Below are 13,815 nucleotides of genomic sequence, written 5' to 3' on the forward strand. Positions count from 1 at the left end.
ATATGGCAGAAAAGAAAGAATCATTTTTCTGGACCAGTTACTCGGACTTGATGACGAGCTTGTTCTTCATCATGCTAACACTCTTCGTCCTCGTTATTGTGCTTCTACATAAGCGTATGGAGGCGACAGAGAAACAGCTTGAAGAGATAAAGAAGGTAGAGGCTTCAACCCGAGAATTGGGCAAATCAAAGAACTTTGCGTATCGAGCAGAGTATAAAAAATATGTCCTCGACGTAAGGTGTTTCTTTGAGGAAACCAAATATAAGCTATCCGATTTAGAGGCTGACACTGCAAGCCTTCACCAAGCAGGTACTGAAATCAAAGAGTTTCTTGATAGGAATGATGGAAACCAGTACTTGCTCATTATTGAAGGTCAAGCTTCGCGCAACTCTACAAAGCAGACCGATGCTAACTACGATTGGAGTTTTCAGCGAGCCCTTACATTGATGAAGTTCTGGAAGGATTTTTGTCATATTGATTTCGGAGCAAACTGCGAAATTCAAATAGCAGGAAGTGGTGATGGTAGATATAACTTTGGCTATACAGGCGGAGAAAATACCGAACGCTTCAAGCTGTTGGATGGTACCCTGATGCGAGAAAGAGGAGGCAAAGAAAGAGACAACCAACGTTTTGTTATACATATTATTCCGAAAAATATTATTGATGATGCTGAAAATGCAGAAAAGAATAACATCTAAACATGTTGCCATCCTGTTTTGTTTGGTAATATGCTTTGTGTCATGCGCTCACAAGTCGGGCCATCGACGTGACCGAGAGCGTCCTGGCACTACTATGGCTGATTGTTCCAATGGAAAGTCGTCACGTTCTACTGCTCGGAAAAGTAAAATTGTCAATAAACGTTCCAGCGACAAATTGGAAGGTTCACAAATTTTCGACCGTTACGGAAGTGCGGTGTTTATGGTGTTTACAACTGATGGTTCCAACGCCTATCAAGGCTCTGGCTTCTTTATTGGTAATGGTGGTCTTGCTGTGAGCAACTACCATGTGTTCAAAGGAACAGGTATAGGTTTAGAACAAATCAAATTAGTTGGCAGTGACGTGGCATATAAAGTTACGGAGATTATTACAAGGAGTGAAGATGAAGACTTCATCCTTTTCCGAGTGGATTGTGATAACAATAACTATATTCCTATAGCCACAGAAAAACCGAAAATCGGAGAGAAAGTATATGCTATCGGAAGTCCGCGAGGTCTTGAAAACACCTTCTCCTCTGGCGAAGTGTCTCAATGGCGTGCAGATAATCTTATGCAGATTAGTGCGCTTATTGACCACGGTAGCAGTGGTGGTGCTCTTATCAATGAATATGGTGAAGTCGTGGGTATTACCTCTGGTTCGTTTGCTGACGGCTCACAAGCCAATCTTAACTACGCCTGGAGCATAGATATTGTCAAACCCTATCTGAGATAATAACATATCCATACAATAGAAGATCAAAAGGAAAGTACTCAAATTATGGCTTAAAATAGAAATGTACGCCATTGCTGCGAACTAAAATCTAAAGATTATGTATAGAAGACTTAAAACATTATCGATAATTGAGAGCAACGAAAACTTGCTTTCTGATCGTTGAATGTAGAAAAGTAACGAATATTGCCCTCAGTAGCGAGTTAACGGATGTTAATCATTAAAATATAGCGTAAGAAGCATTGTTAGGCAAATTTTCGGAAGAGAACACTCTTTCAACCAATGGGAACTTTATGGTATCAATTCAACTTGATATTATAAAGTTCCTTTTGATTTACAGACACTTACAAAATGATTACAGGTTCAAGCGTGGGACTCCAAACTGCACTCGGCAGTAGGAGCCGCCGGAGAGTTATTTGCCATCCGCACGGAATTGTTCGAAAACATACCGGAAGACACCCTACTGGACGATTTCACGCTCTCGCTTCGAATTGCCACACGAGGATACAAAATTGCCTATCGCGACAAGGCCTACGCCATTGAATCCGGCTCCGCGGATATGCACGAAGAACAAAAACGCAAAGTGCGCATCGCGGCCGGGGGATTACAAGCCATCACGCGATTAAAGGATTTGCTGAACATATTCAAATACGGCTCCCTCTCCTTTCAATACATATCCCATCGGGTGCTACGTTGGTCGGTCACCCCAGTCCTGTTATTCCTGCTATTTCCCTTGAACCTGCTACTTGCCACCATGATTCAGGACAGTATCATGTATAAGGTGATATTCATCCTGCAAACCATTTTTTACCTCCTAGCCTGCCTCGGGGCAATACTGGCAACGAAACAGATAAAAATAAAAATTTTGTTTATCCCCTACTATTTTATATTTATGAATCTAAGCGTGTTAAAAGCTTTTTTCTACTTAAAAAAATTCAATGGAAAAGGTACGTGGGAGAAAGTGAAAAGATAAGGTAGAGATAAACGGGGATAACCCGATTCCCGTCGTGAAGCCGACGTGTCATACTCGTTTCTACAAACGGCTTTAAAACGGAGGGGAAAGGTCTGTCCTCTGTTTGTCGCGACTTAACTCACGCTTAACTCTTTCCAATCGGATAAGAAGATGCTGAATTACAACTTAGATCTGAAATAATCTATCGTCTTCAACAATCCATCCCGCAAAGGAATTGTCGGTTGCCAATCCAACTTTTTTTGAGCTAACGTTATATCCGGTTTGCGCTTTCTGGGATCATCTTCCGGGAGTGCTCCAAACACGATTCGAGAGGTGGACCCTGTCAACTCCAGCACCAAATTCGCTAATTCCAACATTGTGAATTCCCCGGGATTCCCTAGATTCACGGGACCGGTAAACTCATCCCCGGTGGCCATCATCCGAAGCATACCATCGATTAAATCATCCACGTATTGAAAACTTCTTGTCTGGGTTCCATCACCATAAATCTCAATATCTTTTCCTTGTAAAGCGTTCACGATGAAATTCGAAACCACCCGCCCGTCATTGGGGGCCATGCGAGGACCATACGTGTTAAATATACGAATAATTTTCACCACGACCCCGGCCTGGCGGTGATAATCCATGCACAAGGTCTCCGCGCATCTTTTTCCTTCATCGTAACAGGAACGAAGCCCGACAGGGTTCACGTTACCCCAGTATTCTTCATTTTGCGGATGTTTCACGGGATCACCGTACACCTCACTTGTCGATCCCTGTAACAGCCTGGCTTTAACGCCTTTCGCCAGTTCCAACATATTTACCATACCAAAAACAGAGGTATTTATCGTTTTTATCGGGTCACATTGATAATGTACCGGTGATGCCGGACAAGCCAGATTATAAATCTCATCCACCCCCTTCATGTAAGGCCAGATAATATCCCGTTCCTCCAATTCAAAATTAGAATTGCCCATCAAATGTTGAATATTTTCCTTCGATCCGGTAAAAAAGTTGTCTAAACAAATCACATAATTACCCGATTTTATCAATCGATCACATAAATGAGATCCCAGAAAACCTGCCCCACCAGTCACTAATACACACTTCATAATTCACCTCTATTGTTTACACAAATGTATAAAAAAATATCCGGAAATATTGCTAATTAGTAATATTTCCGGATATTTATATTTACAGCGGTAATTAGGATGAATATCAGTACATCTGATTCAACTGCTCTTTAATTTTGTCACTCGTGATATAGTCATCGAAGTCCATTCGCTTGTCTATCATTCCATTAGGAGTCAATTCGATGATCCGGTTACAAACCGTTTGGATGATTTCGTGGTCGTGAGAATTCATCAGAACGATCCCTTTGAAGGCCACCAACGTGTTATTAAAAGCTTGGATAGATTCCAAATCCAGGTGATTTGCCGGAGAATCCAACAACAAGACATTCGCGTTTGTCAACATCATCTTGGCGATCATGCAACGCATCTTCTCTCCACCGGATAACACTTTCACCCGCTTGTAGATATCCTCCCCGGAAAATAACATTTTCCCGAGGAATCCCCTTAAAAATGTTTCGCTTGTATCTGCCGAATACTGTCCTAACCACTCGACCAAAGTCATATCCGTCTGGAAATAAGCCGAATTATCCAACGGAAGGTAGGCACTCGTGATCGTTACCCCCCAGGTAAAGCTACCGGTGTCCGGTTTCTCGTTCCCCGTGAGGATCTCCAACAGAGCGGTCATCGCCCTCGGATCCCGTGACAGGAAAGCGATCTTATCTCCCTTTTCCACGGTAAATTCCACGTCGCGGAATAATGTCTGTCCCTCGATGGATTTACTCAAATTACGAACATCCAGGATCCGGTCGCCCACTTCCCGTTCCGGGGTAAAGATTATTCCGGGGTATTTCCGGGTAGAAGGTAAAATCTCCTCGATATTCAATTTCTCCAGCATTTTCTTGCGGCTCGTGGTTTGCTTTGATTTTGCCACGTTGGCACTAAAGCGGGAAATAAACTCTTGTAATTCTTTCTTTTTTTCCTCGGCTTTCTTGTTCTTAGCTTGAGCCTGGCGCAGGGCTAACTGGCTCGACTCGTACCAGAAACTGTAGTTACCGGCAAACAACTGGATTTTTCCGAAATCAATATCCACCGAGTGCGTACACACGGCATCCAAGAAATGGCGGTCATGCGATACCACTAAAACCGTGTTCTCGTAATTGGCCAGATAATTTTCCAACCACATCACCGTTTCCAAGTCCAAATCATTCGTAGGCTCATCCAACAGCAAGTTATCCGGTTTCCCGAACAGGGCCTGAGCCAACAAAACCCGTACTTTTTGTTTACCACTTATATCTTTCATCAAGGAATAATGCAAATCCTCCTTGATTCCCAATCCGCTCAACAAGTTCGCCGCGTCACTCTCCGCGTTCCATCCGTCCATTCCGGCAAATTGTTCTTCCAGTTCGGCGGCCCGAATCCCATCTTCATCCGAGAAATCTTCCTTCATGTAGATCGCATTTTTCTCCTGCATCACTTTCCACAAAGAGGCGTGTCCTTGCAACACGGTGTCCAAAACGGTACACTCGTCGAAAGCAAAGTGGTCCTGTTTCAATACCGACAACCGTTCTCCCGGTCCGAACATCACGGTTCCCCGCGTAGGCTCCAAATCGCCGCTCAATATTCTCAAGAACGTAGATTTTCCGGCACCGTTGGCACCGATTACTCCATAACAATTTCCCGGTGTAAATTTCAAATTCACATCCCGGAACAAAGTTCTCTTCCCAAACTGAATCTCTAAATCCGAAACTGTAATCATTATTTATCTTTTTCTAAAAACGCCCGCAAAGATACACCTTAAAAAGTTGCCATGCAACTTTTTAATGCTTCTCTCCAATCCCGGATTTCCAAGTCGAAGGTCTCTTTAATTTTTGTCTTATCTAAAATTGAATAAGCAGGTCTTTTCGCTTTGGAAGGATATTCCCCGGTTGTCACCGGGTTTACTTTACACTTTGCACCTGTAATCGCCACGATTTCTTTGGCAAAATCATACCACGTACAGGCCCCTTCGTTCGTGAAGTGATACACTCCCTCCAACTCCGGGAGATCATCCCGTTCCATGATACGAATAATCGCCTCGGCCAGATCCCCGGCATAAGTCGGCGTGCCCCACTGATCGTTCACCACGTTCAATTCGTCTCGTTCCGAAGCCAAGCGGGATATTGTTTTCACGAAATTATGTCCATACCCGGAGTACAACCAAGCCGTACGGATAATAAGATACAGACATCCAGATTTCTTGATGGCCTGTTCTCCTTCCAATTTCGTTCTCCCGTACACGCTTTGCGGGTTTGTAGGATCTTTTTCCGTGTAAGGATGATCGGAGGTTCCGTCAAACACGTAGTCTGTCGAGATATGAAGCAACAGACAATCCAATTTCACTGCTGCATTAGCCAGGTTTGCCACGGCATCACGATTCAGTTTCATCGCTTTTTCCTCGTCTTCCTCGGCCTGATCGACAGCCGTGTACGCGGCACAATTGATGATCGTGTCGATATCATGCGTCTCGATAAAGGAGCATATCGCCTTAAAATTCGTTATATCCAATTCTTCGATATCCGTGTAAAACACGTCATCCAGCAAAGAAAAACTGCGATTTCTCAGTTCGGTACCCAACTGTCCATTCGCACCCGTGATCAATATATTTGCCATTTGTAATTTTTGATTTTAGATTTATGATTTATGATTTTTCCCCTTAAAGCCGACACACGTTGGCTTTCACGGGCTTGAAGACGTTATGTTCGCTTATCGTATTTCTCGAATTCGGAATTCATGCTGACAAACTCGGGCACAATGTCCTTCATCATCTTCACCACATCCGGGATATTTACCCTGGCAGCCAGTTCATTCAATTTATTCAATTCATTTACGACATCAAAATAATTATACTCCCGGACTTTCGCTACCCGAATCTTGCTATGAGCGGTGGGTAGGGTGTTCTCCTTGTTACTCAACAGTTCTTCGTATAATTTCTCGCCCGGTCGCAATCCCGTGTAAACGATGGAGATGTCCTTGTCCGGATCAAATCCCGATAATTCAATCATCCGTCTTGCCATATCGGCAATTTTCACGGGACGTCCCATTTCGAAAATATAAATCTCACCGCCCATACCCATCGTGCCGGCTTCCATCACCAAACGACAGGCTTCCGGGATCGTCATGAAATAACGAATAATATCGGGGTGTGTCACCGTTACAGGTCCCCCATTGCGAATCTGTTCGCGGAATCTCGGGATCACCGAACCGTTAGATCCCAACACGTTCCCGAAGCGAGTCGTGATAAAGCGGGTTGTCCCCGCTTGCAAGCCATCCCGAATGGCCACGCTTAGGCTTTGTACATAGATTTCGGCCAAACGCTTGGAAGCTCCCATGATATTTGTCGGGTTTACCGCCTTGTCCGTGGATACCATCACAAAACGCTCGACACCATATTTCACGGCATGGTCAGCCACATTCATGGTTCCGAACACGTTCACCCGCACGGCTTCACAAGGATTCGCTTCCATCAAGGGCACGTGTTTGTAAGCCGCCGCATGGAATACCACCTGAGGACGATAATTACGGAATACAAAATCCATGCGATCAAGCGATCTTACGTCCCCGATGACAGGGACAAAGGGTGTTGTCGGGTATTTATCCGTGAATTCCAACTGAATGTTGTGCATCGGGGTTTCTGCTGAATCCAGGAAGATCAATTGCTTGACTTTAAAACGCGTCAACTGCCGACACAATTCACTCCCGATAGAGCCGGCTGCTCCCGTTACCATGACCACTTTCCCCTCCAATCCTTCTGCAATTTCTTTCATGCTGATCTTGATTTCGTCACGCCCAAGCAGGTCTTCCAGACGGATTTCCTTCATCTGCGGGCGCGGCAACTGCCCGTCACTCATTTCCTCCACGGAAGGCAGTACCAACATTTCCAAACCCAATTTCTGGCAATAGCGCACCAACCGTTTTTGTTCTTCCTGGGCCGTCCGATAATTCGGAAACACGACACCATGAATCCGCAAATGCTTTACCAAGCGGTTAAATCCCTCTTCTCCCGTGATAAAGTACACGGATTCACCGGATAAGCGGTAATGTTTATATCTTTTCCCTATCGTCAAATAGCCCGTCACTTTGTATGAAGGCAGGAAACTGTTAGAGACGGCCGTACTGAGCGAGGCGGAACAATCGTCCATCCCGAAGATCAATACCCGCTTTTGTTCTCCATTCAAGCGCACCTTCAAGAAATCATACAAACTTACCAACACGACCCGCACGGATACCAACACGACCGTCGTTGTCATCACATCCAACAAAGCTCCCAAGATCAATCTTTCGTTGGATACTTGCGGGTAGAAGACGTGAATCAATGGGTAAAGAATGATCACTTTCAAGGTCATCGCCATTCCCATACGCCATGTCTCCCGCAACGTGGTGAAACGCATCACGACGCGATGGACGTGTAATATCGCAAACGCTAACGCGCTGATGGTTGCTGCCAGTAATGCCAAATATATAGCCAATGACCAAACAACAGGTTCTTCTCTGACAAACCGGATAAGCCAGTAAGCAAAAACCGTTACCAAAGTTGACAGCACGACGTCAATCCCCATCACGATCCAGCGACTCAGATATTTCGCGTGTACAATCTTGGTAGCTAATCCATTCGGTCCAAATAAATAATTTTTCATTCAATTCTTTTTTACAACCATATCGCATCCTGCAACCTCGGATGTTTTTTATCTTTCTCCGATAATATGATATCTTCTACCGGCAATTTCCAATCAATTCCAAGTTCCGGATCATCGTAACGAATCGCCCCTTCGTGGTCAGGAGCGTAGTACTCGTCGCATTTGTACTGAAATACCGCCTCTTCACTCAAAACGGCAAATCCATGCGCGAATCCCTTGGGCAGGAAGAATTGCAATTTATTTTCCTCGCTCAATTCCACGGCTACATGTTTTCCGAAAGTGGGCGAACCTTTACGAATATCCACGGCAACATCCAACACACGGCCTTTTACGACACGCACCAGTTTTGCCTGCGTGTATGGAGGCAATTGGTAGTGTAATCCTCGTAACACGCCATATTTAGACTTAGATTCGTTATCTTGCACGAACACGGTTTTACTTACCTTTTCTTCAAAACGTTTTAACGAAAAACTTTCGAAGAAATACCCCCGATCATCACCAAACACTTGCGGTTCAAGTATAACAAGACCTTCTATTTCTGTATCAATAACCTTCATTATCATTGAAAATTGAAAATTGAAAATTGAAAATGCAACACCAGGTACAATTTCATATTTCAATTTACAGATTATACATTGATTCGTAATATTTCATGTATTCTCCACTCGTCACGTTATCCAACCAATCCTGATTTTCCAAATACCATTTTACTGTTTTTTCAATCCCCTCCTCGAATTGCAGGGAAGGTTCCCAACCTAGTTCTTCGTGCAATTTGGTGGAGTCGATCGCGTAACGCAAATCGTGTCCGGCCCGGTCCGTTACATACGTGATCAACTTCTCGGAAGTTCCTTCCGGACGTCCTAATAAACGGTCGGTAACCCGGATCATCACTTTGATCAGATCAATGTTTTTCCATTCGTTGAACCCTCCGATATTGTAAGTATCTCCCACTTTACCTTTATGGAATATCAAATCAATGGCCCGTGCATGATCTTCCACGAACAACCAATCTCTCACGTTCTCTCCTGTCCCATACACGGGAAGCGGTTTGTTGTGACGAATATTGTTGATAAATAGCGGGATTAACTTCTCCGGGAACTGGAAGGGCCCGTAGTTGTTGGAACAATTCGAGATTTTCACCGGTAACCCGTAAGTGTCATGGTACGCCCTCACGAAATGATCGGAGGAAGCCTTCGAGGCCGAGTAGGGAGAGTGAGGATCGTATTTTGTGGTTTCCAAAAAGAATCCTCCATCCGGTTGCAAAGAACCGTACACTTCGTCCGTTGAAACATGATAAAACAGTTTTCCGTCAAAATTACCCTCCCAAGCCAGCTTGGCAGCTTGCAACAAGCTTAACGTTCCCATCACGTTTGTCTGGGCAAAAGAGAACGGATCTTTGATCGATCGATCCACGTGGCTCTCTGCTGCCAAATGGATTACCCCGTCTATTTCATATTCGGTAAAAATCTCTCGTATTTTCTCGAAGTCACAAATATCCGCTTTCACGAACTTGTAATTCGACATTTTCTCGACATCCTTCAAATTGGCCAGATTGCCCGCGTAGGTCAACTTATCCAAATTGATCACACGATATTCCGGATATTTGTTTACCATTAGCCGAACCAGATGTGAACCGATAAAGCCGGCCCCGCCAGTGATTAGTAAATTTTTCATTCTTCAAAATTTAGTTAAACCCATAATACTTCTCTACAGTCGTGTACAAGTAAACTTGATTTACCAACAAACGGGCATCCTGCCAAATCTTAAAATCCTCAAAACACTTAACCGTTCCCATAATTTAGAAATAACTTATACCCTGTAAAACAACTTGTAACTTGCAACCTGCAATTTGTTGGAATTATTGCAGTAATTTCAATAAATATTGCCCATACTGGTTTTTAATCATCGGTTGTGCCACAGTCCTCAAACGCTCTGCATCAATCCATCCTTTCATGTAGGCTATTTCTTCCAAACAAGCCACCTTTAGGCCTTGGCGTTTTTCGATCACTTCCACGAAATTGGAGGCTTCAGCCAATGAATCGTGAGTTCCCGTATCCAACCAAGCAAATCCGCGTCCCAATAACTGAACTTTTAAATCGCCAGCCTCCAGAAAGGTTTGATTCACAGAAGTAATTTCCAACTCCCCGCGAGCGGACGGTTTTATCTCTTTAGCAATACGCACCACCTCGTTCGGGTAGAAGTACAACCCGACCACGGCATAATTCGATTTCGGTTTTTTCGGCTTTTCCTCGATACTCAGTACATTCCCGTCCTGATCAAATTCGGCCACCCCGTAACGTTCCGGGTCATTCACCCAATAACCGAAAACGGTTGCCTTATTCTCTCCTTCCGCGGCCTTCACGGCATCTAACAACATGCCTGTAAAATGTTGTCCATAAAAAATATTGTCTCCCAACACCAAGCAAACCGAATCCTGCCCGATAAATTCCTCCCCGATAATAAATGCCTGTGCCAACCCGTCCGGGCTGGGTTGTTCCGCGTAGGTGAAACGAACCCCGTAATCGGAACCGTCACCGAGTAAACGTTCGAAACCCGGTAAGTCCTGCGGGGTTGAAATAATTAAAATATCCTTGATTCCCGCCAACATCAATACAGAAATGGGGTAATATACCATCGGCTTATCATATATCGGCAATAATTGCTTCGATACGCCTTTCGTAATTGGATATAACCTGGTCCCGGATCCACCGGCTAATACAATTCCTTTCATATCATTAAATTCTGACGCAAAGTTATCATTTTATTTATAGGCTCCAGTATTTCATCTGGTGAATTTTCCCCCTGTAAATTCCTTTTATATCTCCTAATACAGCATGTTCGTATGTCAATTCCCGGAAATAGTCCTCGTCCAAATCCATGTACTCTTTATGCGCAACCGCCACGATGACGGCATCGTAGTTTGCCCGGGGTTTTTCGATCAACCGGAAACCGTATTCGTGCATCACTTCCTCCGAATCCGCGTTCGGATCCGTGACATCTACATCCACGCCAAAATCTTTCAACTCTCTCACGATGTCCACGACTTTCGAATTCCGGATATCCGATACATTCTCTTTAAACGTAACACCCATAACCAACACGCGAGCCCCCAGGATATTCTTTCCCATCCCGATCATCTTTTTCACGATTTTCTTGGCGATATATCCTCCCATCGAGTCATTTACAAACCGCCCGGCATTAATCATTTGCGGATGATATTTCAATTCTTTTGCCTTATGTACCAAGTAATAAGGATCGACCCCGATACAATGCCCTCCTACCAAACCGGGATAAAATTTCAAGAAATTCCATTTCGTTCCCGCGGCCTCCAACACGTCATACGTGTTGATACCGATACGGCTGAAGATAATGGACAATTCGTTCATCAGAGCGATATTCACGTCCCGCTGCGTGTTTTCGATAATCTTCCCTGCTTCAGCCACTTTGATGTTCGGAGCCCGATGTACTCCCGGTTTCACCACTAGCTCGTAAACTTTAGCCACGGTTTCCAAGGTTTCGGCATCACCTCCTGAAACAATTTTTACCGTGTTGGCCAACGTGTGAACTTTGTCGCCCGGGTTGATTCGTTCGGGAGAATAACCGATCTTAAAATCAATTCCAACTTTCAGCCCGGACACCTCTTCCAGCACCGGGACGCAATCTTCTTCCGTACAGCCCGGGTAAACCGTGGATTCGTAAACCACGTAATCACCTTTCTTTAAAGCCATCCCTACCGTGCGGGAAGCCGCCAGCAAAGGCTTTAAATCCGGTTGATTAAATTTATCGATCGGGGTCGGCACCGCCACGATAAAAAACGACGCTTCCCGTAATTCAGCCACAGAAGAGGTAAAATAGATATCACAATCCTCAAATGCTTCCGTCCCCAACTCGTTACACGGGTCTATCTTCTTTCTCATCTTTGCCAAGCGTTCCTCGTTTATATCGAACCCGATCACAGAAATTTTTTTGGCAAACTCCAAAGCAATCGGCAACCCGACATATCCTAACCCGATTAATGCTAACTTTGCCTTTTTATCTAATAACTTATTATACATACGTGATAGAATTTAGAATTTAAAATTTAGAGTTTAGAATGAACTAATTTTACGATTTACGATTAAAAAGCAATTGCCCCCCGCGGGTGGAAATCATACATCTAAAATTTAAAATCTAAAATTAATCCAGTCTGTCTTCCGGCCCTAACGGACGATACGGTCCATCTTTCACCTCAAAGATTACGGTCCCTTTCTCCACGACTTCCAGCGTGTGCCATTGTCCGGCAGGTATATGAATACCATATTCACCTTTCAAGGGATTCAATGTCACGGACTCGGTTACCCGCTTGTCGTCATCATAAAAGAACACGTTTATTTCACCGCGCAACACGATATAAGTTTCCGCGGTAAAACAATGTCGATGCACGGGTAATTCAGTTCCCGGTTCCAAGGCATTCAGCAACCGTTGAGCATTGGCTTCCAACGTGTCGTGAAAATTATAATTCATCCTCAAACGCGGGCTTTCCTCCGCTTGCCGAGAAACCTCGTCCAACAACTCATTATCAATAATTTTCATTTTCCCTTTATTTTTAGTTTTTACCCCTTAGTCTTTTTTTAGCTTTTAGTTTTTAGCTTTTATCTTTTAGTTTTTAACTTTCTCATCTCCCCCACCCAAACGGATGCTTCACCAATGGCAATTTAGCCAGAGGATGGTAATCTCCCTTCAAGCCGATCGGGGTGGCATGTCGAATGTCGTGAACGATCCCTATGCAATTACGAGCTTCTTCGATGCGGAACCCTTCTCCTGCCAAAATTTTCCGATAACTTTCGGTATGCAGTTCCGTGAACCCCTGACTGAATTCAAATTCTTCTCCTTCTATACGGATAGAACGATACGTTCTTTTCTCTCCCTGCACGGCATTTTCAGGTAAATTATCAGCATTTATGCTCAAAAAATAACGCACACGAGCCTTTTCCAACCCCAAGAAACCGGCAACCCGATCGTGACTCATCACATGTACGATATTTTCCTTCACCGGACCAAAGATCCATGACAGCATATCATAAAAATGGACCCCGATGTTCGTGGCGACACCCCCGCTCTTGCGTTCATCCCCTTTCCAGCTCGTGTAGTACCAATTCCCGCGAGAAGTAATATACGTCAAATCCACGTCATATACCTTGTCTTTCGGCCCTTCTTCTATTTTCTTTTTCAGAGCTTTTATTGACTCGTGTAAACGCAATTGCAGGATCGTGTATCCTTTGTGTCCTGTTTCTTTTTCTACGTCTTCCAGGGCATCTATGTTCCAAGGATTCAACACCAACGGTTTCTCGCAAATCACGTCAGCCCCCAAACGCAAACCATAACGGATATGAGCATCATGCAAATAATTCGGCGTACAGATCGATAACATGTTCACCCGTTCATCTGTTTTTTCAATTTCGAGCAATGACGATCGAACAACTCCATCTCCGTGAAAAAAGAGCAATTCGGGAAATAACTATCCATAATACCCACGCTGTCAAATTTATCATAAGCAGCTACCAGCCGATTCCCCGTGTCTTTTATGGCTCGCAAATGCCTTGGAGCGATATATCCTGCCACGCCAATAATTGCAAAGTTCTTCATATCTATTTTATTAATTCTTTACTCACGTCTACTTTTTGTCAAATTAAAAATTTGCACTTCAAAAATA

11 protein-coding genes and 2 pseudogenes are annotated in these 13,815 nt (G+C 44.1%); 3 read left to right on the forward strand and 10 right to left on the reverse strand.

Annotation, left to right across the window (positions count from 1 at the left end; genetic code table 11):
- Positions 1 to 2: 2 nt before the first annotated feature.
- The 3 genes and pseudogenes from D8S85_RS07595 to D8S85_RS07605 all read left to right on the forward strand — a co-directional run.
- Positions 3 to 698 carry a hypothetical protein gene (locus tag D8S85_RS07595; RefSeq protein ID WP_127074945.1) on the forward strand — a complete coding sequence of 232 codons (696 nt, stop codon included), beginning with the start codon at positions 3 to 5 and terminating at the stop codon, positions 696 to 698.
- Positions 664 to 1,428, forward strand: coding sequence for a S1C family serine protease (locus D8S85_RS07600; RefSeq protein WP_240648906.1), 765 nt, complete (start codon positions 664 to 666; stop codon positions 1,426 to 1,428). Before D8S85_RS07595 ends, D8S85_RS07600 begins: the two co-directional genes overlap by 35 nt.
- Before the next feature lie 358 nt (positions 1,429 to 1,786).
- Positions 1,787 to 2,398, forward strand: a pseudogene (locus D8S85_RS07605) (glycosyltransferase family 2 protein); the annotation flags it as partial.
- 158 nt (positions 2,399 to 2,556) lie between these two features.
- On the opposite strand, the gene D8S85_RS07610 reads toward D8S85_RS07605, so the two are convergent.
- From D8S85_RS07610 to D8S85_RS07655, 10 genes and pseudogenes are all read right to left on the reverse strand, one after another.
- The gene (locus tag D8S85_RS07610) at positions 2,557 to 3,489 is read right to left on the reverse strand and encodes a UDP-glucuronic acid decarboxylase family protein (RefSeq protein ID WP_106480180.1); all 933 of its coding nucleotides are present in this window, start codon (positions 3,487 to 3,489) and stop codon (positions 2,557 to 2,559) included.
- A 106-nt stretch (positions 3,490 to 3,595) separates the two neighbouring features.
- Positions 3,596 to 5,206, reverse strand: a complete 1,611-nt coding sequence (locus D8S85_RS07615) for an ABC-F family ATP-binding cassette domain-containing protein (protein ID WP_106480181.1) — start codon at positions 5,204 to 5,206, stop codon at positions 3,596 to 3,598.
- 38 nt (positions 5,207 to 5,244) lie between these two features.
- Complete coding sequence (gene rfbD, locus D8S85_RS07620; RefSeq protein ID WP_106480182.1) at positions 5,245 to 6,099, reverse strand: dTDP-4-dehydrorhamnose reductase; 855 nt, start codon at positions 6,097 to 6,099, stop codon at positions 5,245 to 5,247.
- A gap of 83 nt (positions 6,100 to 6,182) precedes the next feature.
- Entirely contained in the window at positions 6,183 to 8,123 is a 1,941-nt protein-coding gene (locus D8S85_RS07625) for a polysaccharide biosynthesis protein (protein ID WP_106480183.1), read from the reverse strand.
- Between the two features lie 11 nt (positions 8,124 to 8,134).
- Positions 8,135 to 8,680, reverse strand: coding sequence for a dTDP-4-dehydrorhamnose 3,5-epimerase (gene rfbC, locus D8S85_RS07630; RefSeq protein WP_106480184.1), 546 nt, complete (start codon positions 8,678 to 8,680; stop codon positions 8,135 to 8,137).
- 64 nt (positions 8,681 to 8,744) lie between these two features.
- Positions 8,745 to 9,797, reverse strand: a complete 1,053-nt coding sequence (rfbB, locus tag D8S85_RS07635) for a dTDP-glucose 4,6-dehydratase (protein ID WP_106480185.1) — start codon at positions 9,795 to 9,797, stop codon at positions 8,745 to 8,747.
- Positions 9,798 to 9,981: 184 nt separating this feature from the next.
- The gene (rfbA, locus tag D8S85_RS07640; RefSeq protein ID WP_106480186.1) at positions 9,982 to 10,854 is read right to left on the reverse strand and encodes a glucose-1-phosphate thymidylyltransferase RfbA; all 873 of its coding nucleotides are present in this window, start codon (positions 10,852 to 10,854) and stop codon (positions 9,982 to 9,984) included.
- A 34-nt stretch (positions 10,855 to 10,888) separates the two neighbouring features.
- Positions 10,889 to 12,178, reverse strand: coding sequence for a nucleotide sugar dehydrogenase (locus D8S85_RS07645; RefSeq protein WP_106480187.1), 1,290 nt, complete (start codon positions 12,176 to 12,178; stop codon positions 10,889 to 10,891).
- A 121-nt stretch (positions 12,179 to 12,299) separates the two neighbouring features.
- A complete protein-coding gene (locus tag D8S85_RS07650) occupies positions 12,300 to 12,695 on the reverse strand; it encodes a WbuC family cupin fold metalloprotein (RefSeq protein ID WP_106480188.1) in 396 nt (131 codons plus the stop codon).
- 82 nt (positions 12,696 to 12,777) lie between these two features.
- Positions 12,778 to 13,748, reverse strand: a pseudogene (locus D8S85_RS07655) (Gfo/Idh/MocA family protein).
- Between the last annotated feature and the right edge of the window lie 67 nt (positions 13,749 to 13,815).

The organism is Butyricimonas faecalis (assembly GCF_003991565.1).
GTDB lineage: Bacteria > Bacteroidota > Bacteroidia > Bacteroidales > Marinifilaceae > Butyricimonas > Butyricimonas faecalis.

Excerpts from the sequence above, each read along its gene's own strand:
- D8S85_RS07595 (WP_127074945.1), top strand. The coding sequence starts at position 3 with ATGGCAGAAAAGAAAGAATCATTTTTCTGGACCAGTTACTCGGACTTG.
- D8S85_RS07625 (WP_106480183.1), bottom strand. The coding sequence starts at position 8,123 with ATGAAAAATTATTTATTTGGACCGAATGGATTAGCTACCAAGATTGTA.
- rfbD (WP_106480182.1), bottom strand. The coding sequence starts at position 6,099 with ATGGCAAATATATTGATCACGGGTGCGAATGGACAGTTGGGTACCGAA.
- D8S85_RS07650 (WP_106480188.1), bottom strand. The coding sequence starts at position 12,695 with ATGAAAATTATTGATAATGAGTTGTTGGACGAGGTTTCTCGGCAAGCG.
- D8S85_RS07615 (WP_106480181.1), bottom strand. The coding sequence starts at position 5,206 with ATGATTACAGTTTCGGATTTAGAGATTCAGTTTGGGAAGAGAACTTTG.
- D8S85_RS07600 (WP_240648906.1), top strand. The coding sequence starts at position 664 with ATGATGCTGAAAATGCAGAAAAGAATAACATCTAAACATGTTGCCATC.
- D8S85_RS07645 (WP_106480187.1), bottom strand. The coding sequence starts at position 12,178 with ATGTATAATAAGTTATTAGATAAAAAGGCAAAGTTAGCATTAATCGGG.
- rfbB (WP_106480185.1), bottom strand. The coding sequence starts at position 9,797 with ATGAAAAATTTACTAATCACTGGCGGGGCCGGCTTTATCGGTTCACAT.
- rfbC (WP_106480184.1), bottom strand. The coding sequence starts at position 8,680 with ATGAAGGTTATTGATACAGAAATAGAAGGTCTTGTTATACTTGAACCG.
- D8S85_RS07610 (WP_106480180.1), bottom strand. The coding sequence starts at position 3,489 with ATGAAGTGTGTATTAGTGACTGGTGGGGCAGGTTTTCTGGGATCTCAT.
- rfbA (WP_106480186.1), bottom strand. The coding sequence starts at position 10,854 with ATGAAAGGAATTGTATTAGCCGGTGGATCCGGGACCAGGTTATATCCA.